This window comes from Spirosoma humi (assembly GCF_054776575.1).
This window is the reverse complement of sequence record NZ_BAAHBR010000008.1, coordinates 882161-904012: the sequence shown is the minus strand read 5'-3', so window position 1 is coordinate 904012 and position 21852 is coordinate 882161. Positions and strand designations below refer to the sequence as shown.

At 50.6% G+C, this 21852-nt stretch carries 23 protein-coding genes; 13 read left to right on the top strand and 10 right to left on the bottom strand.

The features are described 5' to 3' along the window. Positions 1-39: 39 nt before the first annotated feature. From galU to ACYU8Y_RS12480, 4 genes are all read right to left on the bottom strand, one after another. Positions 40-903: a UTP--glucose-1-phosphate uridylyltransferase GalU gene (gene galU / locus ACYU8Y_RS12495; RefSeq protein WP_460937607.1), complete on the bottom strand. Its 864-nt coding sequence runs from the start codon at positions 901-903 to the stop codon at positions 40-42. Between the two features lie 80 nt (positions 904-983). Then, the gene (locus ACYU8Y_RS12490) at positions 984-1979 is read right to left on the bottom strand and encodes a mevalonate kinase family protein (protein WP_460937605.1); all 996 of its coding nucleotides are present in this window, start codon (positions 1977-1979) and stop codon (positions 984-986) included. 172 nt (positions 1980-2151) lie between these two features. Beyond that, positions 2152-2619, bottom strand: a complete 468-nt coding sequence (locus tag ACYU8Y_RS12485) for a hypothetical protein (RefSeq protein ID WP_460937603.1) — start codon at positions 2617-2619, stop codon at positions 2152-2154. 106 nt (positions 2620-2725) lie between these two features. Further along, positions 2726-3088 (bottom strand): XRE family transcriptional regulator, encoded by a 363-nt coding sequence (locus ACYU8Y_RS12480; RefSeq protein ID WP_460937601.1) that lies wholly within the window; start codon positions 3086-3088, stop codon positions 2726-2728. Positions 3089-3343: 255 nt separating this feature from the next. On the opposite strand from ACYU8Y_RS12480, the gene ACYU8Y_RS12475 reads away from it, so the two are divergent. The 5 genes from ACYU8Y_RS12475 to ACYU8Y_RS12455 all read left to right on the top strand — a co-directional run bounded on the left by ACYU8Y_RS12475 (position 3344) and on the right by ACYU8Y_RS12455 (position 7491). Next, positions 3344-3982, top strand: coding sequence for a hypothetical protein (locus tag ACYU8Y_RS12475; protein ID WP_460937599.1), 639 nt, complete (start codon positions 3344-3346; stop codon positions 3980-3982). Between the two features lie 40 nt (positions 3983-4022). Continuing rightward, positions 4023-4811 (top strand): PD-(D/E)XK nuclease-like domain-containing protein, encoded by a 789-nt coding sequence (locus ACYU8Y_RS12470; protein ID WP_460937597.1) that lies wholly within the window; start codon positions 4023-4025, stop codon positions 4809-4811. Positions 4812-4903: 92 nt separating this feature from the next. Continuing rightward, on the top strand, positions 4904-5251 hold the full coding sequence (locus tag ACYU8Y_RS12465; protein ID WP_460937595.1) for a hypothetical protein: 348 nt from the start codon (positions 4904-4906) through the stop codon (positions 5249-5251). A gap of 138 nt (positions 5252-5389) precedes the next feature. Further along, entirely contained in the window at positions 5390-6166 is a 777-nt protein-coding gene (locus ACYU8Y_RS12460) for a pentapeptide repeat-containing protein (RefSeq protein ID WP_460937593.1), read from the top strand. Positions 6167-6297: 131 nt separating this feature from the next. Next, a complete protein-coding gene (locus ACYU8Y_RS12455; protein ID WP_460937591.1) occupies positions 6298-7491 on the top strand; it encodes a DUF748 domain-containing protein in 1194 nt (397 codons plus the stop codon). Positions 7492-7555: 64 nt separating this feature from the next. On the opposite strand, the gene ACYU8Y_RS12450 is transcribed toward ACYU8Y_RS12455, so the two are convergent. Further along, entirely contained in the window at positions 7556-7885 is a 330-nt protein-coding gene (locus ACYU8Y_RS12450) for a hypothetical protein (RefSeq protein ID WP_460937589.1), read from the bottom strand. 45 nt (positions 7886-7930) lie between these two features. Further along, positions 7931-8215, bottom strand: coding sequence for a hypothetical protein (locus ACYU8Y_RS12445; protein WP_460937587.1), 285 nt, complete (start codon positions 8213-8215; stop codon positions 7931-7933). A gap of 347 nt (positions 8216-8562) precedes the next feature. Here ACYU8Y_RS12445 and ACYU8Y_RS12440 point away from each other — a divergent pair, with 347 nt between their 5' ends. From ACYU8Y_RS12440 to ACYU8Y_RS12405, 8 genes are all read left to right on the top strand, one after another. After that, positions 8563-10020 (top strand): MBOAT family O-acyltransferase, encoded by a 1458-nt coding sequence (locus tag ACYU8Y_RS12440; protein WP_460937585.1) that lies wholly within the window; start codon positions 8563-8565, stop codon positions 10018-10020. A gap of 9 nt (positions 10021-10029) precedes the next feature. Next, a complete protein-coding gene (locus ACYU8Y_RS12435) occupies positions 10030-11079 on the top strand; it encodes a hypothetical protein (protein ID WP_460937583.1) in 1050 nt (349 codons plus the stop codon). Between the two features lie 93 nt (positions 11080-11172). Beyond that, a complete protein-coding gene (locus ACYU8Y_RS12430; protein WP_460937581.1) occupies positions 11173-11775 on the top strand; it encodes an RNA polymerase sigma factor in 603 nt (200 codons plus the stop codon). 55 nt (positions 11776-11830) lie between these two features. Continuing rightward, a complete protein-coding gene (locus tag ACYU8Y_RS12425) occupies positions 11831-12268 on the top strand; it encodes a hypothetical protein (protein ID WP_460937579.1) in 438 nt (145 codons plus the stop codon). A 118-nt stretch (positions 12269-12386) separates the two neighbouring features. Beyond that, positions 12387-13067 (top strand): porin family protein, encoded by a 681-nt coding sequence (locus tag ACYU8Y_RS12420; protein WP_460937577.1) that lies wholly within the window; start codon positions 12387-12389, stop codon positions 13065-13067. 103 nt (positions 13068-13170) lie between these two features. After that, positions 13171-16179 carry a glycoside hydrolase family 3 N-terminal domain-containing protein gene (locus ACYU8Y_RS12415; protein ID WP_460937575.1) on the top strand — a complete coding sequence of 1003 codons (3009 nt, stop codon included), beginning with the start codon at positions 13171-13173 and terminating at the stop codon, positions 16177-16179. Beyond that, complete coding sequence (locus tag ACYU8Y_RS12410) at positions 16179-16646, top strand: DinB family protein (protein WP_460937573.1); 468 nt, start codon at positions 16179-16181, stop codon at positions 16644-16646. Before ACYU8Y_RS12415 ends, ACYU8Y_RS12410 begins: the two co-directional genes overlap by 1 nt. A gap of 26 nt (positions 16647-16672) precedes the next feature. Further along, on the top strand, positions 16673-17203 hold the full coding sequence (locus ACYU8Y_RS12405; RefSeq protein ID WP_460937571.1) for a hypothetical protein: 531 nt from the start codon (positions 16673-16675) through the stop codon (positions 17201-17203). 9 nt (positions 17204-17212) lie between these two features. Here the strand turns inward: ACYU8Y_RS12405 and ACYU8Y_RS12400 are convergent, their stop codons facing one another. The 4 genes from ACYU8Y_RS12400 to ACYU8Y_RS12385 all read right to left on the bottom strand — a co-directional run bounded on the left by ACYU8Y_RS12400 (position 17213) and on the right by ACYU8Y_RS12385 (position 21840). Then, positions 17213-17875, bottom strand: coding sequence for an endonuclease III domain-containing protein (locus tag ACYU8Y_RS12400; RefSeq protein WP_460937569.1), 663 nt, complete (start codon positions 17873-17875; stop codon positions 17213-17215). Between the two features lie 81 nt (positions 17876-17956). After that, on the bottom strand, positions 17957-19255 hold the full coding sequence (locus tag ACYU8Y_RS12395; RefSeq protein ID WP_460937567.1) for an OmpA family protein: 1299 nt from the start codon (positions 19253-19255) through the stop codon (positions 17957-17959). Between the two features lie 99 nt (positions 19256-19354). After that, positions 19355-20368, bottom strand: a complete 1014-nt coding sequence (locus ACYU8Y_RS12390; RefSeq protein ID WP_460937565.1) for a cyanophycinase — start codon at positions 20366-20368, stop codon at positions 19355-19357. Positions 20369-20466: 98 nt separating this feature from the next. After that, positions 20467-21840 carry a RagB/SusD family nutrient uptake outer membrane protein gene (locus ACYU8Y_RS12385; RefSeq protein WP_460937563.1) on the bottom strand — a complete coding sequence of 458 codons (1374 nt, stop codon included), beginning with the start codon at positions 21838-21840 and terminating at the stop codon, positions 20467-20469. Positions 21841-21852: the final 12 nt, after the last annotated feature.

Genomic DNA, 21852 nt, shown 5'->3' with positions numbered 1-21852 from the left:
AACGAACAAGGCCCCGCTCATCACGGGGCCTTGTTCGTTTTATTTCTTAATGATTTCTTCGAGAAACGCCCGAAATGGTTCCGCAAATTCGGGACGTTTCAAGGCAAATTCAACGGTTGTTTTCAGAAAATCCAGCTTATTACCTATGTCGTGGCGTTTGCCTTCGATTCGGTGTGCATACAGGTTCTCGCGCTTCAGCAGCAGAAGCATTGCATCGGTGAGTTGTATCTCGTTGTTTTTACCAACCGGCGTTTGTTCCAGCATGGCAAAAATTTCGGGCGTCAGAATATAGCGTCCGGCAATAGCCAGATTCGATGGGGCTTCGCTGATGGATGGCTTTTCAACCAGCGTGTCCAGTTCAAATATCCGATCACTCAGCGACTTCCCTCCCACAATTCCGTAGCGATTTACTTTATCGTGCGGCACCTCTTCAACAGCAATGACAGACCCGCCAAACTGAGCGTGGGTGTCGATCAGTTGCTGCGTTACAGGAATAACCGAATCCATGATGGTATCGCCGAGCAATACCGCAAACGGCTCATTGCCAACATGATGGCGGGCATACCGAATGGCATCGCCAAGCCCGTTGAGTTCCCGCTGGCGAACATAGTGCAGGTTAGCCATATCCGACAGCCGACGCATCTCATCGAGCAGCAACTGGTCTTCTTTTTCTTCAAGCCGGGTTTCGAGTTCGTAGTTCCGGTCGAAATGATCTTCGATAGCCCGCTTTCCTTTTCCGGTGATGATCAGAATATCTTCGATGCCCGAATCAACGGCTTCCTGCACCACATACTGGATGGTTGGGCGATCGATAATGGGCAACATTTCTTTGGGCTGCGCCTTTGTGGCGGGCAGAAACCGGGTTCCAAGACCGGCAGCGGGAATAACGGCTTTCTTTATCATTTTTGACTGATTGAATGATTGAATGCCTGAATGATGTTCGCGGTAGCTATTCTATCATTCTATCATTCAATCATTCCTAATTAAACTACATAGGGTTTGATAACGCGTGCATTGATCTTCTTTAATTCCACAAAAAGCCGGTTCAGCATGGCATCATCGCGGTAGAGACCGATAATGGATCCTCCTGACCCCGTGAACGAAGCCGAGGCCCCACACCCACGGGCGGTTTCGATCAGGCTTCGGTTGCGGTCGGTGATGTTATAAATCTTTGCCCGCAGATCGAAATTACGATTCACCAGTTCATTGAGTGCTTTGCCATCCTGCCGGAGCATGGCCTCCCGTCCCTCGCGGGCAACATCGGCAATGGCGCTCATCGTCTCGACCACAGTTGGTTCGCCTTTTAGCCACCGCGCCCGAACATCGTTGTGCACCCGCCCCGATTGCTTGCCCAGATCTGTGTTGTAGGCAATGTACAACCTGGGCAACAGGCGCGAATCGAGCGGTTCGTACTGGCCATAACCCTGACGCTCCATCGTATCGCGGTCGAAATCCATGTAGACGCAACCTTCATAGCATTGAATTACACGATCCTGTAGACCAGCCGTAATACCCAGCTCTTCGGCCTCCGTAGCCAGCACCAGATTGGGTAAGATCGGCTGAGGAATCTCCACGCCGTAAAATTGCATGAGGGCCCGAAAGGTAGCGACAATGATAGCGCTGGAGCCAGAAAGGCCAACCTGCCGGGGAATAGATGTGTTATACCGAATCGAAAAATTCTGGTTCGGAAGTCGAATGTGTTCAGCTTCGCAGTATTCGGCAAATTTCTTGATAGCCGCTTTTAACAGCGGAACACCTCCATGGTAGCCCAGCGTACTGACCGAGTCGCGCAGGTGATACAGACTACGAAATACGTTGGTATCCTGCAGTTGGGGCTCAATATGCAGCTCGGGTGATGGATAAAGCGTTACCGACGCCCCAAAGTTGCGCACAGAAATGGCAATGGTTTTACCAAAAAATCCATCGGACGGGTTGCCGAGTAGTCCCGCCCGGGCATAGGCACGGGTTTCGATGAGCAAATCAGTAGCGGAGCAAGTGTCCGCTGGCTAAATAATTAAACGACAAGTTTACGAAAGAATCGGCAGGATAAAGATGAGCCGTACCGCCTTACGCTAAAAAAAGCGGCCGGGTCCTGACCCGGCCGCTTTTTTTAGCATTATATCCTTCTCAAACTTAGGTCTCGTTGTGTGCCTAACCGTCTGATTTTTCTTTACTGTCGTAGCCCACGTTGTGGGGATCGTAGCCCTCGCCGGGTCTGTCTCCTTCTTCGAGGTAGGTTGCATCGGCTCGGTGCAGCAGCGCGTCATCGGAAGGGTTCTCCGCTACTTCGCCCAGCTTTTTAGCGGCCTCATCGCTCATCATGCGGCCTTTGGGCTGGTCAGAAATGGCATCGGCATCGACGTCCCATTCCTGCGTTCCGCCCAGGCTTTCGCCTTTTGGTTCACCCACGCGGCCTGTCCCTTCGTTTGCCTCACGGGTATCCTTCGTTATGTTCAGGTTTTCCGTTTCCATATCCATACCCGATGTAGAACCCTGGTATGAATTATTCCCAACGCCTTCCGACTCACGACCGTAATCGGAATCGCCATGCTGGTTAGGGTCACGGGAATAAAATTCAGGATCTAGTTTATCCGGGTCGAACGGTGATGTAGTTGCCATAGCGTTAAGTGTTTTTTCAAACTATAACCCGAAAGGAGAGCGGTTGTTTGGAAAGTGGTTGAAGCGACGCAACGGAACGTGCCTCCTACGACTACCCGACTCGTTGTTAGTCTTTCTTTCCCTTTATCTCCGCCAGAAGCTGATCGTTGGTTTGTTGCAACAGCGCCACACGCTCGTTAAGCTGAAATAAAAGGAACTCCATATTCCGCAGTCGCTCTTCGGTTGTGATCGCGGCTGAGGGCGAATCAAGGGCTTTAAACATCAGGCCTTCACCCCGCAGCAACCAGTCGCCATTCACTTGGGGGTAGGCTGCCAGAATTTTCTCGAGGGTATCGTAGCGGGGTTTCAGTCGACCGTGTAAAATATGATAAACTTTCTCACCCCGGTGTTCGCCCAGTTGCCGGGCAAATTCGAGCACACTGATGTCGAGCGAGTCAATGAGCTGCTGAAGGCGGAGGTTGATTGTCATAATTTACAGATTTATATGTAAAAACGAGCAAAAATGCGGAGGGCCTGAGTCGGTTGTACGGCGTTCTTTTCAACGACCCTAAAAAAGCCTAAACAAGGCAATAATAAGGCTTTCACGGCTTCAGGAATACTTATAAACCGGGGTTGTTTTTTTACACAAAAGTATGTAAATTTAAATCAGTAAACACAAGGCCCTAAAAAGGCAAAAGGGACCTCAAAATGGGTCCCCTGCTTGAACAGTAAACAACAAATACTAATGAACACACAAAACAAAAGCCAAATCGAGACAATTCAAAGCGGTATTGAACTTAAACCGTATCAAAAGATTCACGAGTTGACTGGCGAGGTCGTAAATAGGTATAAATATCTGGAGGGCCATCCCCGTCAATATCGGTTCGATGCCAAGGAAGGTGTGTTCAATATCAACGGCAATGAAAAACTGGGGCGTACCCTGACGTTTCAGCCAATTGCCTGGCGCATTTTCACGGACAACATCCTGAATATGGGCACCAAAAACTGGGCGGAAATTTTCTTTATCGACGAACGGAACTGCGTATCAGCCGTACTATTTCACGGCTATTCAGTCGATAATATTTTTCGCCTGATCGAACCGCTTTATTACGACGACCTGACGCTGGCCGACGTGGTCATTACCGCCGTTGCCGAGAAGAAAGAGAATAATAAAATTCAGCCTAAAGGCGTGTATTACATCGCCAACTTCACCTACAAGATGGCTGATGTGGAGAAGACGAAAGAATTGAAACAGTTCGCGCAGGAGGTTAAAGTGTTCCGTCAGGAAACCCTGACAGACATTGCCAACATCAAGACGGCCATGAACTACTATAATCCCTTCATAAACACCGTAGAAGAGCCAGCCTTACTGGCAGCCGGGTAGTTTGTGATCGTACTCTTTTTTCAACGTTTTCCCTTCGCTTATGATTTCTCAACTGGTAACACCATTGCCCCAGCCGCTCATACTGCCCGGTGACGATTACCGGGCATTGCCGCGTGTTTCAAATTCCGATCTGACCCGGTTGAAAGAAGAACATCTGGGGTACTGGTCAGTGCCTTCGGCGCGGTTCATTCCGGAAAAGACCAAGGCGTTTGGGCGGGCTTTTCATCAGCACCTGCTCGAACCCGAAACGATCGGTACGGTTTTATCGCAGTTTCTGCCCGACATGATGGACCCGGCCTTACAAGCTGACGGGCTTGCGCCTGCTCAAACCAAACAGTTGCAAACCCTGATGCAGACGATTCGGCAGGATGGCTTTTGCCGACGGTATCTGCGGCTATCGGAACGTGAGCGTATTGTCCTCTCTACCGATCCGACAACCGGTATTGCCTGCAAGGCGCGCCTGGACATGGTCTATACCAGCCCCAAGCGCCGGAATGCCATGGTGATCGATCTGAAAACAACCTCGGCCCGCACCCAGGCTCAGTTTCTGGAATCGTGTTACACATATGATTACGACCGGCAGGCGGCTTTTTATGTAGACAGCCTACGCCACGCCGACGGACGCGAGTGGGGTACGACGAAGCAATTTCGCTTTGTATTTATCGGCATTATGAAACAAAGCCCGTATCGGCTATTTGCCGTCGATGCAACATCGATTCCGGGCTTTATTGAGTACGGCCGTAAGAAATACCGCTTCTGGCTCCGCAAATGGCGCGATGAGCAGACTATTGAACCGCTGGCTGTACCGGCCTGGAGTATGAGTGCCTAACGAGCGTTTGTCGTTCGTGCGTTTTCCCACTGGAATTTGTGGCGGGGAGCCGCCCGAATGACAAACCAGACACAGACAAACAACAAACCGTTATGAACGCATCAATCATCACCCTCACCCCTACCGAACTCCATTTTGACTGGGGAACCGATGGGCTGGTGTTATGGATTGAAGAATTGGATGGAACCGATAGTCTGGCGGGCCAGATGAGTGAGGTAATGGACAGAATCGCGTTTGCTATCGAACTTCAAACGGGTTGGGATCATCGAACCGACGCCGACACGCTTCATCCGCTGTATGGCTACCGGCTGCTTCTGCGCGATGCATCGGGCCTGTGGAATGCCGTCCAGACCGACGAGACCGGTCACTTCGCGGGGTTGATCGCCCTGGAAGAGCTCGATTATGAAGTAGCATACGATAAAGTGATGTGGTTGGATTAAGCCAGTGAACACCGCCTTTTCGTAAACAATGATGCCAAACACGAAATTCGGTTTGGCATCATTGTTTTAGCCCCAAGCAACTTTTTCCCTTGCCTTTGCATCTTTGGTAAAAATCAACCACAAGATTGATACAAACGCATGAAGACGATTTTCCTTTCCCTGCTCATTGCCTGCGCTGTCGTGGCACCTGTTCTGGCCCAGACGACCGTTAGTGCCAGCGATATTATGGCCAAAATCAACCGCCGGGAGGCCATCTCCTATCAAAACGCTACTATTACCGGCGACCTCGACCTGACCAGCCTGGCCAATCGAAAAGAAGTACGCGAGGGTAACTGGCGAGGTGAATCGCAGGAATTTCTGAGTACAGTCGACGTGCCGTTGACCTTTAAAAACTGTACGTTCAAGGGTAAATTTCTAGCCTACCGGGCAGAAAATCAGGAAGGGCGTCTCCTGAACATGACGAACAAAGTATACAATACCGACTTCAACGAAGCGGTTACCTTCGATAATTGTACGTTCAATGACGATGCCGCGTTCAAGTATTCAAATTTTAGTCAGCGGGCAATTTTTACCGACAATAATTTTCGGGAGGGTGCTTTGTTCAAGTACAGCAAATTTCGGAATGAGGCCAATTTCAGCGGCTCGACCTTCGGGGAGTATGCCGACTTTAAATATAGTAAATTCGAGGAGTCGTCCTCGTTTCGGAAAGTAGCCTTCGAGCGGTACGCCGATTTCAAATACACTAAATTCGACGAGCGCGTCGATTTCAGCCAGGCTCGCTTCAGTAGCAACGCCGATTTTAAATACACGCACCTGCCACGGGGCACCAACTTTGACGATACCCGGTTCAATGGGTCCACGGATTTCAAATACACAACCCTCGATGGGCGCCGGTTTTCGCCGAATGGACGATAACGTATAACGCAATAAAATCAACTATAAATAGTTGGCCTCGGTGCAGAACTTTGATGTAAAGTCCCGTACTGAAGCCAACTATTTATATGATTGCTCGTTTATAAAAGCGTTACACCAAGAAAATCAACGTTTTGAAACGAACAACAAAAATTGTCCTTGCGCTTGTCGTACTGCTCATCATTGCTCGGCTATTGCTCCCCTATTTCGTGTTGCGGTATGTCAACAAAACGCTGGCCGATATGGGAAGTTACACGGGTCATGTCGACGATATCGATATTCAGCTTATTCGGGGGGCCTATCAGCTCGACAAGCTGAACATTCGCAAAATAAATGGGAAGCTAAAAGAGCCGTTTCTCTTTATTCCCAAAACGGATTTATCCGTCGAGTGGAAATCACTGTTTAAAGGGAAACTGGTTAGCGAAGTAGAGTGCTATGAGCCAAAAATCAACTTTGCCTTCAGCGAAAGTGAATCCAGTAACCAGACGGGAGCCGACGTTGACTGGACGGCTTATCTGAAAAAACTGCTGCCCATCAGCATCAACCGGTTCGCGGTTGTCAACGGTGAAGTCAATCTGACAAGTTTGGTTACGAAACCCCGCGCCGACCTGTCTATCCAGAAATTTCAGGGTGAAATCCGGAATATCCGGAATGTAGAAGACAAGAATAACAAGCTCCCGTCTCCGGTCGAAGCCTCAGGCGATGTGCCGGGTTATGGGGGCACCGTGAATTTTTCGGCAAATATGAACCTGCTGAAAGAAGTACCGGACTTCGATTACAAGCTTCGGTTCAGCGATCTGCAATTAGTGAAACTTAATCCGCTCGCCCGTCACTATGCCAATCTCGATTTTGAGCGCGGAACGGTAAGCGTTTACAGCGAGATGGCCATGCTCAATAGCAAGCTCAATGGCTACCTCAAGCCGCTGACGAAGAACATGCAGATTTTCAAACTGAATGAGCATGAGGGTCGGTCCGTCGGCAAGTTCTTCACGGAATTGGTGGCGCAGGCCGGAACGGCTATTCTTAAAAATCAGAAACACGATCAAGTAGCGACCCGTATTCCGCTCAATGGTACCATTGATGATATTAAAACCGCTACCTGGCCAACTATTTTCGGCGTATTACGCAATGCGTATATTGAAGCATTCAAGGGTGAATTCGACAACAACATCACCCTTCAGGATGCGGTCAAAAGCTTTAAAGACGATTTCAAGGCCAAGCGGGCCGAACGAAAGGCGGAGCGAAAAGAAAAACGGGCCGAGCGAAAAGCGGAACGCCAACAGAAGCGGGCAAAGCGAAAAGCTGAGAGAGCAGCGAAAAAGAAGTAGTAAGGCCCTGTAGCCGGAACGCATTCGTATTCCAGCTACAGGGCCTTATTGCGGGCATACCTTTCTATTGGTTCCTTCGCCGATCAATCAGGGTATCTTTTCGGGCTCCGGATTCCGTTCGGCGGGGCTTATACCGGTTGCGGGTCTTTTGAACACCAGCATCCTTTTCTTTTTTATAAGAAGGGATAGCATTGTCTTTACTTTCCAGGTTATCCTTCAGCGAAGGCGCTGGAATGGGCTTCTTTGACCGTGCAGAGGCCGAAGCAGACATAGGTTTAGTCGTATTAGCCGAACCAGAGGTCGCTTTCGGCGTGGTTGTTTTAGCGGTTTGGGGTGTTGTCTGAGCTAGGGCAGGAGTAGCCATCAGCAAGACACCGAGCAATACTTTAATCATACCGTTTTGTTGAGTTTGGTCACTGAAAATAGTCTACACAAAAGCTTACCGTCGAACGCTGTCCACCTTCGTAGCGCCCCCCCGGCGCAGCGAATCCGGCCGTAATCGTTTCTGCTTCCGATTTTTAGGCAGGGTCGAGTCCACACCGGCCTCCATTTTCAGACGCTCCTGCCGATTGGCGGGCTTCATCTTCGGCCGAACCGGATTAGCCTGTCGTGTATCTGTCGTTGAGGTCGATTGCTGCATCGTTGGGGCCTGGTTACTTTGTCCCAGCGCACGAATGCTTACCGTACTGCACAAAAGACCGGCACAAATCAGGATACATTTCATAACGTTCGATAGGTTGTTTACAACAAAACGACTTAGCATTCTGAAAGTTAAGAAAGGGGGGAATTTTTATTTAATAAACGCAACGGTTTAACCACTAGCCCTGGCTACTAAGGTCTGCTGGTTGCGTTAATCGGTTTCCCATCCTGATACGCCCTCTACCCGACAGCACCTACTTAACGCTGAGGATCTTTTTATCCCTTCCTTTTTACCCATAGGCCTAAACCACTAAAAATCAATGCCTTATGTAAACAAAAATACATTAATCATTAACTTAATCGGCAAAAAATTTGAGTATCCATGTATATAGTATTTTATTTGTAATACCCTCTGTACTAACCTACTATAGAATGCTCTTTAATTCACTGCATTTTCTTCTCTTCTTTTTATTCACTACCCTTGCTTATTTTAGCTTACCCTTACGCGGACGATGGCTACTGCTGCTAGTAGCCAGTTGCTATTTCTACATGGCCTTCGTCCCAGTTTATCTGCTCATTTTAGGCGTAGTCATTCTGATCGATTACGCTGCGGGCATATTCATTGAACAATCCCAGGGTTCACGCAGGAAAGTACTGCTGGTTATCAGCCTGATTGCCAACATCGGCTTATTGTCTTTCTTCAAATATTACGACTTCTTCAACCAGCAGCTCACAGCCGTTTTAACGAACGCGGGTCTGGTCAATCCCATCCCTATGCTGGGCGATCTGTTGCCCGGCATCATACTGCCTATTGGTTTGTCGTTCCACACGTTTCAATCCATTAGCTACACGATTGAGGTGTACAGAGGCAAACAGGCAGCAGAGCGAAACCTGGGTATCTACTCGTTGTATGTGCTGTTCTATCCGCAACTGGTAGCCGGACCGATCGAACGGCCGCAAAACGTATTGCACCAGTTTCGCGAATTTCATCCCTTCGACTGGGAGCGTGTCCGGTACGGATTATTGATGATGGCGGGTGGCTTTGTCAAAAAGGTAGTCATTGCCGACCGAATGGCGCTGGTGGTCGACCCAGCCTTTAGCCATGTTTCGACAGCTAATGGCGCGACACTTCTGCTGGCAACCTTCTTTTATTCCATTCAGATTTACTGCGACTTTTCCGGTTATACCGATATAGCCATCGGGGCAGGTAACGTGCTGGGAATCAAAATGATGAAAAATTTCGATACGCCTTACCTGGCCGCATCGATCAGCGACTTCTGGCGTCGGTGGCACATCTCGCTTTCGACCTGGTTTCGTGATTATGTTTACATTCCGCTGGGTGGTAATCGGCGCTCCACGGCCCGTACCTACGTAAACACGTTTGCGGTCTTCGGACTGAGTGGGCTTTGGCACGGGGCCGACTGGAAATTTGTCATCTGGGGCTTGCTTCATGGCCTGTATCTGACCCTCGGCCAAATATTATCCAGACATAAACGCAACGGCACGCCCGAGCCGGGACAAGAAGCCCATCAACAAACCAAACTTCAGCTTAACAGCCTGGTGGGCTATCGAACCAACCAGCTCATGACCTTCCTGCTGGTTACGCTGACCTGGGTATTTTTCAGAGCGGCCACCACCACCGACGCCCTGATTGTTCTGCGCAAGATTTTAACGTTCGATTTTACGGGACCAACCCAAATCTCGATTCAGCCAACAGAACTCGCGTTTAGTTTTCTGCTGATTGGAAGCCTCTTACTGGAACCCCGCTGGATAACGTTTATCCGACGGGCCGACAATCGGGCGTTTTGGGTACTCATCCCGGTGCTGGTTCTTATCTGCTACTTCTTCGGCGTTTTCACCGCCAATCAATTTATTTACTTTCAATTTTAATCTTCCCTCATGATTAATACCATCCTGAAGTGGGCACTCCTGCTTGCATCGGGCGGCATGCTGTTGCTGGCGTTAACCCCCCGCATGCAGAAATGGCTGGACCGGCACGGTTTCATTCCGGATCAGTATACCTACGGCGATTTATACAACGTATCGAATCTGAAGGCCTTTAAAGAGAAAGATTTTAACGAAAACGATGCGCTTACGGAAGCCGACAAACCCCGGCATTATAGCGATGTACACTTGTATACTATAGGCGATAGCTTTACAAAGATGGACACAAGCTATTATGCTGGCGGGCGTAACATCCATGTCTGGATTGGCGGCAACTCAGGCGTTGATGTGAAGCTGGATAAAACAAAAAAGAATATACTGGTTATCCAGTTTATCGAACGAGTGCTTCAGGAACGCCTGTATTACCCGGAATACAAGGAAATTTACATGGACGAAGGAATTACGGAGCCCGGACAGCAGATGGCTCAGGCCCAGCAACCGGTCGAAAAAAATAAACTGAAAGAGTGGATCATGGCCCGCTTCGGGAGTGAGATCAACCAGCGCCTGGAATTCCTGCTGTTCAATCGATGGCCGTTTATACAGGCTAAAGAAGCAAAAGCACAATTGACCCTCGATGTTTTCGGACGCGTTCCGGGAGCCGGCATTTCACAGGATAAAAAACATCTGTTCTATGAGCTCGAAGTCGATACTACGTTCCGTCTGAGCGCTTTCCGTCACCTCTCCGATCAACGGCTTGATACACTGGTGACAAACCTGAATACCATGCGGCAGCATTACCTGGCGATGGGCTTCAATGAAGTGTACGTCTGTCTGATTCCGAACAAGGTAACGATCCAAAACCCAACGTACGGCGTATACAATCACCAGATCGAACGGATTGAAGCGAACCCACGCCTGAAGGCACCGGTAATCTCCATGATCGATACGCTGCGGCAACACCCCAATTGGTATCATCTGGGCGATGGGCACTGGGACAAAAACGGTAAACGTTTCTGGCTACGTCGGGTTAATGCACTGGTAGCCAACTGGTCCGACGCACACTAAAGCAGCCGACTGCCGGGCGAAAGAAAGCCCACGAAACCAATGTGGAATTTGAGCTGTTTCTGCATCTTAAGGGGGTAAGCAGCCAGTTCGTGTATGTTTTTAAAACTGTTTCGTAAGCCCAGGGCTAGTTCCGACCATGCCCGAAAAGAACCGGCGGATTACCTTAGCGCCTATCGTGCTACCGGCGATTTGGCTATATTGGGTGAACTGTATGAGCAACACATGGACCTTGTCTATGCCGTTTGCTTTAATTACCTGCGCGATGAAGACGAGGCTAAAGATGCCGTCATGAATCTATTTGAGCAGTTAGTGGCAGACCTGCGCAAACATGAGGTACAGCAGTTTGGCCCCTGGCTCCACAGTGTGGCCCGCAATTACTGCTTAATGCAGTTACGCAAAACCCAGGCGCATCCGAAAGCTGCGCTGGTAACTGGCACCGGAGCCGACCTCGACGATGAGCCGCTGATGCAGCTCCCCGACGATGAAGCCAATAAATCGGAGCTTGAGGAAGACCTGACCACAATGGAAGCCTGCTTGCAAACGTTGCCCCACGAACAGAAAACCTGCCTGACACTTTTTTACCTGGACCATAAAACCTACACGGAAGTAGCCGACCTAACGGGCTATGACCTAAAACAGGTAAAGAGTTATTTGCAAAATGGGCGTCGAAAGTTGAAAATTTGTATGCGTAAGTAACGCGGGCGAAAGCTCGTTTTTTTAGTTGATAGCGGGTTTTACCTGCGCTACTACCATGAACGACCAACTAAGTTTTACCGATTTACAGGCGTATCAATCCGGCCAGTTAAGTGGCCCGGCCCGGTATCGCGTGGAGCGGCTTTTACTGGAAAACCCTTTTTATGCCGATGCGCTGGCCGGACTGGAGGCCATGCAGCAAACGGCGGCCGGTGCAGCCGGCCGCCCCACTACCGATCAACTGGCCGACCTTCGGGATGCGCTGCATGAGCGTATTCATGAATCGGCGAATCAGAAACGGCTTTGGCCACTTTGGATCGCGACCACGACGGCGGCTATTTTATTTATGCTGGCAATGGCCATTTATTTTATATTCTTTGCGCCTAAACAACCCATCAAACCGACTCCCAAACCAGCCACAACTGTACTGGTTAGTCCGTTCAACAGCACGGCATTAGGGCTGGTAAAAACGCAGGAGCACCTTGCCTTTTTGTAGTCCGTTCGGTAAACGATTCTTTTCCCTCTCAATAAAACTCCCGATAATCTTTAGAATTTATAAAACATTTATAAAACGTAAGACGTTAACCGGACATATCAACTTTATTGGATTCTCTATGTTTCGCGCAAATTCACTACGTTTTATCCTCTTTTCATTTATCCTCGTTACTAGCTGTCTATCAGGCAGTTTTGCTCAGCAACGCTTTAGCGCAGGCCCACGCGTTGGCTTAAATTTGTCCACATTTGGTATGGACGCAAAAGACTATACGTTACGGCCGGGTGTAACAGCCGGTGCTTTCCTGATGTATAGCTCCCTGAACCATTTTGGTATCTCGGGCGATGTTCTTTACTCGCAAATGGGTGCCAAATATGCAGACCCCGCCAATAGTCAGGCTAACACGTTCAAACAGCGGATTAATTACCTGGAAGTTCCCATTGCACTACGTTACTTCCTGACGCTGAGCGGCAATTTCCGGCCCAACGTGTTCTTCGGTCCATCGTTTGGATTCAAGCTCAATGCCAAGCGGACGAACTACATAGCGCAGGGAATTGCCCAACCCGATTTCGATAACAGCTCTGAATTCCGGTCGATGGACCTAGGCTTGATCGCCGGTTTCCAGCTGAACTTCAAGGGCTTGGGTGAACGGCAACGGTTCCTGATTGATGCCCGCTACCGCTACGGTCTGAGTGATATCACGCTGAACAACAACCAAAACGTCAACAACTCAACGATTACGCTGACCCTTGGCTATGGCTTCGGCGTTGGTCCCGAACACCCTAGCCGGTACCGGAGATAGTCGACTGCTGCTTGCCATTACGTGTCCTCGCCAACTTATTTAATGAGTTAGCGAGGACACTTTTTTGTATTTTTGGCCTATCACGACCCAATTTCTTTTTCTCATGCCCCTCTGCCGGTCTGCTCTTTTTGGTTTACTCAGCGTTTTACTGTCCTTTTCGACCTTTGCGCAAACAACATCATCTTCGTTTCTTAAACTTAATGCCCGCCAAAGCTGCTGGGCCGACTCGGTGTTTACGAACATGGCACCCGAAGATCGAATCGCCCAACTGATTATGGTGGCCGGTTATTCGAACCGCAAGCCCGGTTATGAAGACTCACTGATTACGCTGGTACGAACCAATAAGCTTGGCGGGGTAGTCATGTTTCAGGGTGGCCCCGTCCGCCAGGCCCAACTCACCAACCGGCTTCAGGCAAACTCAGCCGTGCCCCTGCTTCTTGCCATGGATGCCGAATGGGGCATTGCTATGCGGCTGGACAGTACCGTTCGCTACCCTTACCAGATGACGCTTGGGGCCATGCAGGGTGCTGGTTCCGACTCGCTTATCTACCAGATGGGGGCCAATTTAGCCAGGCAGGCACGCCGGCTGGGCATGCATGTCAATTTTGCGCCTTCGGTCGATATAAACAACAACCCGAATAACCCCGTCATTAACTTCCGCTCCTTTGGCGAAGACAAATACGCGGTGGCCCGCAAAGCCCTCGCCTACATGCGTGGTATGCAGGACAACCAATTGTTGACCAGCCTGAAGCACTTCCCTGGTCATGGCGATACCGGCACGGACTCCCATTACGACCTTCCCCTGATCAGTAAGAGCCGTGGGCAGCTCGACTCACTGGAATTGTATCCGTTCCGTGAACTGATCAACGCGGGAGCAACCGGCGTGATGATTGCCCATTTGAGCATTCCCGCCCTCGATACGACCCGCAACCGGCCCTCGACGCTATCGCCCGCCATTGTTACCAACCTGCTCAAAGACGAACTGGGCTTTAAGGGGCTGATTTTTTCCGACGCCATGAATATGAAAGGCGTAACGAAATTTTACCCGTCGGGGAAAGCCGACGAACTGGGCCTGGAAGCGGGTATGGACGTACTGGAATTCACGGAAGACGTACCCAGTGCATTGGCGCAGGTTAAACAGGCCATCGCCGATGGGCGTATTAGTCAGGCTTCCATCGACGCCCGATGCCTGAAGGTGTTACAGGCTAAAGCCTGGGCCGGACTGGATCAGTATAAGCCGGTGGTGCTGGATAATCTTGTCAATGACCTTAACCCCGCAAAGGATGAGCTGCTGAACCGTCAGCTCACCGAAAAAAGCCTGACAGTCCTGAAAAATGACCGAAATATTTTACCCCTGCAGCGCCTGGACACCCTTCGAATCGCTTCGGTAGCCATCGAGAGCGACAAAGTCACAGCCTTCCAGGAAATGGCGGCCAATTATACCAAAGTCGATCACTTTAACCTGACCTCCCGCACACCCGATTCTACACTGGCCCAGATTCGGGATTCCTTACAAAACTACAATTTGATCCTGGTCGATGTTCATCTCAACAACATTCGCCCTGCCGTCAAATACGGTTTGCAGGCAAAAACGGCTGGTATTCTGAGTGAGCTGGTCGCTACCGGCAAAGCCATCGTAACCGTATTCGGCAACGTGTATGCCCTGGACAAACTGACCTTCCCGGCTGATACCGCTCAGCCCGGCCGCAATATTGAACAGGCCAGAGCGATTATTATGCCCTACCAGTTGACTCCTTATACGGAAGAGTTATCGGCGCAATTGATTTTTGGTGCCATTGGCGCGTCGGGGAAGTTGCCCGTTACGGTCAATCAGCGCTTTCGCTTAGGTGATGGCCTAACCGTTCAGCCTATTGGGCGTCTCAAATACACGATTCCCGAAGAAGTCGGCATCGATGGCCGCTTCCTGACCCAGCAGGTGGATTCGCTGGTCAACGTGGGACTGACGCAGGGCGCTTTTCCGGGTTGTGTGGTGCAAATGGCCCGGAATGGCAAAGTCATTTTCCGGAAAGCGTATGGCCGGCACACCTACGATGCGTCGCTGGGTGCCGAACCAAAGCCAGTCCAACTGGATGATCTTTACGACATGGCATCCGTTACCAAAGTGAGTACCTCAACGCCCGCGTTGATGCACCTGGTCGACGATGGAAAATTCAACCTGGATGGCAAAATGGCTGATTATCTGCCCAGTTTCAAAAAGTCGAATAAAGCGGATCTGCGCTGGCGTGATGTGCTCACGCACCAGGCCGGGCTGAAAGCGTTTATACCTTTCTGGATGGATACTAAAAATCCAGATGGCTCGTGGAAACCCAAAACATTTAAAAATGAACGCTCGGCGCGGTACCCGATTGAGGTAACCGACAGCCTGTACGAATTCAAGGGTTATCCGAAAATCATTTTTGAGCAGATCAGGGATTCGCCATTAAACGCTAAGAAAGACTACGTCTATTCTGATTTATCGTTCATTCTGTATCCGCAGATTGTGAAACGACTGACGGGCGAAAATTTTGAAGACTACCTCAAAACGACGTTCTACAAACCACTGGGTGCCACAACGCTCACTTTTTTACCCCGCCGTTTCTATTCGCTGAACCGGATCGTTCCAACCGAATACGACTCCTTATTCCGCAAGACGCTGATCTGGGGGCGCGTCCACGACGAAGGCGCGGCCATGCTCAACGGGCTGTCGGGCCACGCGGGTTTGTTCGGCAATGCTAACGACCTGATGAAAGTGTACGAAATGTATCGCCAGAAAGGTAGCTACGCTGGTCAGCAATTTATTTCGGCCAAAACGATAGCCGAGTTTACCCGTTACCAGTTTCCAGAGCGGGGCAACCGCCGGGGACTGGGCTTCGACAAGCCAGCGTTTACCTACAACGGCAACGCACCCAAATCGGCGACCAAAGCTAGTTACGGGCATTCGGGGTATACGGGTACTTTTGTCTGGGTTGAGCCAGACCCGGCATACAACCTGACGTACGTATTTTTGTGCAATCGGGTTTACCCGACCCGAAATAACCCTAAACTTGGAAACTTAAACACCCGCACCAACCTTGTTGAAGCACTTTATCAGGCAACTAAACGTGGACTCTGATGAAAACTCACCTGATTCAACTGCTGGACTATGAGCTTTGGGCCAATCGACGCATCATTGACGCCCTCGAAAAGATCGACAAGCCGCCCGCTCGTGCGCTGGCACTAATGGGCCACATTTTATCGGCTCAGCATGTTTGGTATGGCCGAATTATGCACGAATCGACCTTTGTGGCCATTTGGGAGGACATCCCGGTTAGCTGGATGGTCGAAACCGCCGAGCGCCAGCATCGGCAGTTGGTGAGCCACCTATCAGCAATCACTGAGCCTGAGCTGGCTGAGCGGGTCGACTATGTCAACACCAAGGATATTGCCTACAGCGACTCGCTGCTTGACATTTTGACCCACCTGAGCCATCATGCGGCTTACCACCGGGGCCAGGTCGTTCAGCTCATCCGGCCGATGGTTAAGGAAGCTCCCGTAACGGATTTTATCGTCTGGAAGAGGGAAGAAAACGTAGCACATTAGAACCGATTACCCGACGTTTATTCGCCATGAAATACCTGTATATTCTCGCTTTATTTTCATCGATCACTTCATTAGGCCAGGTTCGTTTGCCAACGAATGAAGTAGGCCAGGTTCAGTATCAGGAGCTTGTTCGTGTACCGGATAGTAAACGGCCAGCCCGGCAGCTTATGGAACAGGTACACGCCTGGGCGACCAAGTATTACCCGTTAAGCAACGAGGCTGAACAACAATATGATCGGGAACATAACATCCTGTTTGTCAGAACCTTTTATCCAATTGGTAACCAGTCCGTACGCTACACGCTGACCGTTGAAACCAAATTTGGCCGCTACCGGGCCACAATAACCGATCTGATTATCGACGATCATGGCCGTACGCAACCGGTTCAGGCCGTCACGTCGACGATTGACGAGTTGGCCGAAGCGGCCGATAGTACGGTTAAAAGCAGAAGTGTTATTGAACAGATCGCTGCCGATCAAACGGAGCTATATCGGCAAATTGACAAATCCTGCCGGGAGACTCTGGCGAATCTGAAACGAGCGTTGACGGCAGATTAGCGGGCGCATTTATCGATGTTTATCGACCCCAATCTGTTCGCACCAGGGCAACACGGGGCAGGTTGAGCAATGGGGTAAAGTACCCGTACAGATGTGCTTGCCAAAGGGCATCAGCAACCGGTTGATGTTTATCCATTGTTCCTGCGGAACCTGGGTTTCCAGTACCTTCAGCGTTTGTTCAGGCTGTTTGGTCTGCACATAGCCCCAGCGGTTGACAACCCGATGCACATGTACATCGACGCTGATGGCAGCCTCGCCCGTTGCTACGCCCAGGGCCAGATTGGCGCACTTTGGGCCAACGCCTTTCAGGGATATCAGGGTATCGTAATTAGCGGGTAGTTCGCCACCGAACTCATTCACGATCCGCTCGGCAATCCCCAGCATGGTATAAGCTTTCTGGTCGGGATAAGTCGTTCCGTATAACAACTGAGTGAGCGCCGGTGCATCAAGTGCAAGGAGTTGCCGGGGGGTTCGTGCCTGCTCAAACAAACGAAGTGATACCGGAATGGTGGTTTCATCGAGCGTTCGGATCGATATGATGCACGAAATCAACTGCTCGAATAAGGTATTATACCCCCGCTCGAACAGATCAAACATAGCCGCTTTCGGGTAAGGCCGAATCGCTTCATCAATACGCGCCAGAACAACGTCGAGGTCAAAGGTAGGTTTCATTCGTTTTGGGTATCAGTGTAGGCAGTCCGGTTGCCATGACGGACTGCCTACACTGATACCCAAAACATACCCTTAAGGTTTTCAGACCTTGATAATTACCATTTCCACGCGTCGGTTTTCAGGCCGTTCTTTCAGGCTTTTGTTTGTATTGATGGGCCTGGACGGACCATACCCGACGGTTTCAATCCGGCTGGCGCTGATGCCTTTATCGACCAGATACCGTTTCACTTCGTTGACCCGGTTGCGTGACAGCTCAACGTTAGCGTCGAATTCACCTACCGTATCGGTATGCCCTTCGAGCCGGATTTGCATCGTTGAGTTGGTCTGCATGACCGTGACCAGGCGATCCAGTTCAGGAAACGATTCGGGCTGTAGATCATACTTCGATGCCTTAAAATAAATGTTTTTCAGGGTGATTTTAGCCCCCGCTTCGATGGGTACCAGATCGAAATCGCGAACAACATCGATGCGGTTCGTTGCCAGCGTATCACTCTGGCTGAAATACCCTTTTGCCGATGCCGTAACCGCATAGACGCCCCTGCGGTCGATGGAGATTTTGTATTTCCCACCGGGCACGGCACTCCGTACGGAATCAGCCGGATCGTTGCCCGATGCCTCAGCGCCCGATATCAGTCGATAAGTGATGGTTGCCCCAATAGGTTGCTTTGTTTTCGCATCACGGGTGATGCCGTTAATCGCCACCGCAACCGGCGCAGGCATTTCCTTCGGCTGAACCGGCTCAGGTACTACGGGCTCCGTTGGGCTGGCCGGTTCAGCCAGACCGGGTTTTGTGCGGGGTGTGTAGCGGGGCTGCTGCGGTTTAGGCGGAACGGGTGCCTTGGGCGTACGCTGCGAATATTGGTCTTTGCGAAGTGGATTAATGATATGTACACCCCAGAAATTAAAACAAATAGTAGTCTGACTATCTCTGCACTCGAACAAATCGAAGGTTGTATAGCCAGGATCTATTCGCTCAAAATACGCCACGAAGTCAACGCGCTCGCCGGGGCTCACTTTGCGTTGGGCTTCAACCGGAATATTTTCTGCCCGAATAAATTTATAGGAACGCTCCCCCTGATTCACATACAGCCTGGATGTTGGTTGAAAACTGATTCTGTTTGAACTCTCCAGTTCTCTACCCCGCCGACCGTCGGGCGAAGGAATCTGAAACGGAAACGAGCGGCCATTTAAACTCCCCCTCCGGGCCTGAAATTTCATGTAAACAATGGTGTACTGAGCCGTCAATTCAACGCGCTGGATACTTACGTCGGTGTCATTAACGTCATCCACGCGCGGATTTTCAGTCGTATACTGTACCTGCGCACGTAGGCCCGTGGCAACCAGCAAGAAAAACAGACAGGTGAGAAATCGGCGGTTCATAGTCGTTGAAAACAAAGCATTTGTTGTATAAACGTTTGACTATGCCGGGTAGTTTAGGGTTTAATAGATTGCTTCGTAATCGGTCAATAACGGACCAGTTTACTTCCGTACACCGTTCTCAACAGACCAATACTGGCTCTGTTCGGTAGTTTTCGGTTCAAAGTTCATTAAATTAAACCCGCCTGTACCCGTAGCCGAACCAGCAATGGTTGTTACACGCACGACCTTACCGTCCCCCTTCCAGGTTAGGGGTTGATTCGCCTGGCAACGTTCGGGCTTCCCCCCCATCGTTTGCAGGAAGTAGGCGTTTCCCTGTCCGAAAACGCTCACCGCACCATCTGGCGTAGCACAAATGGCCGTTTTTTCGTCAACGCCAATACCCCGCGTGGGCAGTCCCCAATCGGTTAGGGCACGGGCCATAAAGACCAGATGCCGTCCCTGCCGGTCACGAGCCGAGTAATGCATATCGGTAATGGTGTTCGCTAGTAAGGGTTGCTTCAGGAAATCATCCCGACGCAGATCGACCCGTTTGTCATAAGGATTCGCCAATGCCTCGGCCGACGTAACGGTTCCTTCTGTTGCACTAAAATAGACCTGTCCCAGAATACCGCAACCGGCGCTCGTTCCACCCACAACGGCGCCGTGGCGAATACGCTCATTCAGCGCATCCGCCACGGGCGTTCCCTGCCAGAACTTCACATAATTACCCTGATCGCCCCCGGCCAGGAAAATAGCTTCGGCAGTGCGTACTTTCCTGACAATGGCCGGATTGCTGGCCAGATCACGACTGTCGAGCAGGATGGTTTCAACGGAATTTACCCGTTCTCCCAGCTTTTGATAGAGATACTCATTATACCCGTCTTTCCCCGAAGCCCGCAGAATGAGTACATCGCCCCCACCCGAGCGGTGCAGAAACCAGCGCATAGCCGCATCCACATCCGTGCTGCCGCCTGCCAGTACCACACCGCCCAGTGGCTGACGGACAACGTCGGCAGTGTCGCCCACAAGCCAGGCCGTATAGGCAGGTGCGGGTTGGTCAGGGGGTAAATTAGTCGTCGACGGCCACTGAAAAAGCGAAAGAAACAGAAGAATAAGCGGGGTAATTTTAACCATGATGATGGAGATGATCTGACTAAAATACGAATCAAATAAATAAGGCGTGTTACGGCTCCAAACCCTAACACGCCTTATTTATTTAAGCTTACGAATCCTTAATAACCAGCGTTCTGCACCAGAGCAGGGTTAGTGGTTATCTCCCGCAATGGAATCGGGAAAATCAATTTGGGCGAGTTGTAAGGCCAGGATGTACCTACACTTCCCTTCGTTCGCTTGATGTCGTGAATATACGTTCCTTCGAAAGCCAGTTCAAACCGACGTTCTTTCAGGATGTTTGCCAGTGTTAGTTGCGCTGCGGTCAGGGGCGTTGCGCCAGCCCGGTTGCGAATAACATTGATGTCATTCAGGGGTGTATCGCCTACTGTAGTACCAGCCCGGAAGTTAGCTTCGGCGCGGGTCAGATACATTTCAGCCAGGCGTAGTATCTGAATGTTGCCGTACTGGTTGATAAACTTGATGGTACGGAAAAGGCCATCGTCGTCATAAAACAACTCTGACCGACGGTCGCCAGCTTCGAATTGCTGAACGAAATTTTCGCTGATATCGATATCGCCCCGACCACCTTCGGATGAGGAACCGTAGAAGGTATTCACATCGTTTATCCCATCCTGATCCGTGATTTGAATCGCAAAAATCGTTTCACTGGTGTTGATCCCGTTCTGAAATTCCCGTGTGTCAAATACCTGCTCGATATCGACTAACTGATACGTTTTGCTGGTAATGACCCGATTGGCGGCACTAGCTGCGTTCGGGTAGTCTGCTTTTTGCAGGTACACCCGCGACAGTTGCGCCCCAGCCGCGCCTTTCGTAGCGAAGAAGCCGTTCGTAGCTGGCAGCTTGGCTTCAGCCTCCGTCAGATCTTTAAGAACCTGCGCATACACAGCCGCCACGGTACTCCTTGGCACATTCGAGCTGGCATCCAGATTGACCGTTGGTGTTGTTACAATCGGCACCCCGAGATTGGCATTCGGATCCCCATCGCTCCAGTCCCTGCCGTAGAAGCGTGTCAGTTCGAAATACAACGAGCCACGAATAAATTTCGCTTCGCCTTCTATCCGGGCCTGATCCGCCGTAGCGGCCAGGTTCAGGTTAGCCAGTACTGTGTTGCAGATGTTGATCGTGCGGTAGGCATTCGTCCAGGTAACATCCGCCTGATCGTTGTTGACCAGTATATTTTTCGTGTATATCTGTTGAGGTCCTACATAGGTACCCGTCCAGTTCACATCGCCGGTAGAGGGCACCGTCGCCAGCAGTTCGCCGTCACGGATCAAACTGCCGCCGTATAAATTGACACCACTCAGGCCATCATAGGCTCCAACGAGCAGCGCGTTCAGGTCCGATGCCGTTGACAGCGCCTGACCCGTTGCGACCGAGTTTACCGGTTTAATATCCAGTTGGCTATTGCAGGAGGCCATCCATAAGCCAACCGACATAACCGACGCCAGTATGATTGATTGTTTCGTTCTCATAAGTTGTTTTGT

Excerpts from the sequence above, each read along its gene's own strand:
- ACYU8Y_RS12450 (WP_460937589.1), bottom strand. The coding sequence starts at position 7,885 with ATGATTAAAGTATTGCTCGGTGTCTTGCTGATGGCTACTCCTGCCCTA.
- ACYU8Y_RS12440 (WP_460937585.1), top strand. The coding sequence starts at position 8,563 with ATGCTCTTTAATTCACTGCATTTTCTTCTCTTCTTTTTATTCACTACC.
- galU (WP_460937607.1), bottom strand. The coding sequence starts at position 903 with ATGATAAAGAAAGCCGTTATTCCCGCTGCCGGTCTTGGAACCCGGTTT.
- ACYU8Y_RS12410 (WP_460937573.1), top strand. The coding sequence starts at position 16,179 with ATGAAAACTCACCTGATTCAACTGCTGGACTATGAGCTTTGGGCCAAT.
- ACYU8Y_RS12435 (WP_460937583.1), top strand. The coding sequence starts at position 10,030 with ATGATTAATACCATCCTGAAGTGGGCACTCCTGCTTGCATCGGGCGGC.
- ACYU8Y_RS12475 (WP_460937599.1), top strand. The coding sequence starts at position 3,344 with ATGAACACACAAAACAAAAGCCAAATCGAGACAATTCAAAGCGGTATT.
- ACYU8Y_RS12400 (WP_460937569.1), bottom strand. The coding sequence starts at position 17,875 with ATGAAACCTACCTTTGACCTCGACGTTGTTCTGGCGCGTATTGATGAA.
- ACYU8Y_RS12445 (WP_460937587.1), bottom strand. The coding sequence starts at position 8,215 with ATGAAATGTATCCTGATTTGTGCCGGTCTTTTGTGCAGTACGGTAAGC.
- ACYU8Y_RS12425 (WP_460937579.1), top strand. The coding sequence starts at position 11,831 with ATGAACGACCAACTAAGTTTTACCGATTTACAGGCGTATCAATCCGGC.
- ACYU8Y_RS12390 (WP_460937565.1), bottom strand. The coding sequence starts at position 20,368 with ATGGTTAAAATTACCCCGCTTATTCTTCTGTTTCTTTCGCTTTTTCAG.
- ACYU8Y_RS12465 (WP_460937595.1), top strand. The coding sequence starts at position 4,904 with ATGAACGCATCAATCATCACCCTCACCCCTACCGAACTCCATTTTGAC.
- ACYU8Y_RS12385 (WP_460937563.1), bottom strand. The coding sequence starts at position 21,840 with ATGAGAACGAAACAATCAATCATACTGGCGTCGGTTATGTCGGTTGGC.
- ACYU8Y_RS12395 (WP_460937567.1), bottom strand. The coding sequence starts at position 19,255 with ATGAACCGCCGATTTCTCACCTGTCTGTTTTTCTTGCTGGTTGCCACG.
- ACYU8Y_RS12480 (WP_460937601.1), bottom strand. The coding sequence starts at position 3,088 with ATGACAATCAACCTCCGCCTTCAGCAGCTCATTGACTCGCTCGACATC.
- ACYU8Y_RS12460 (WP_460937593.1), top strand. The coding sequence starts at position 5,390 with ATGAAGACGATTTTCCTTTCCCTGCTCATTGCCTGCGCTGTCGTGGCA.
- ACYU8Y_RS12405 (WP_460937571.1), top strand. The coding sequence starts at position 16,673 with ATGAAATACCTGTATATTCTCGCTTTATTTTCATCGATCACTTCATTA.
- ACYU8Y_RS12485 (WP_460937603.1), bottom strand. The coding sequence starts at position 2,619 with ATGGCAACTACATCACCGTTCGACCCGGATAAACTAGATCCTGAATTT.
- ACYU8Y_RS12415 (WP_460937575.1), top strand. The coding sequence starts at position 13,171 with ATGCCCCTCTGCCGGTCTGCTCTTTTTGGTTTACTCAGCGTTTTACTG.
- ACYU8Y_RS12470 (WP_460937597.1), top strand. The coding sequence starts at position 4,023 with ATGATTTCTCAACTGGTAACACCATTGCCCCAGCCGCTCATACTGCCC.
- ACYU8Y_RS12420 (WP_460937577.1), top strand. The coding sequence starts at position 12,387 with ATGTTTCGCGCAAATTCACTACGTTTTATCCTCTTTTCATTTATCCTC.
- ACYU8Y_RS12430 (WP_460937581.1), top strand. The coding sequence starts at position 11,173 with ATGTTTTTAAAACTGTTTCGTAAGCCCAGGGCTAGTTCCGACCATGCC.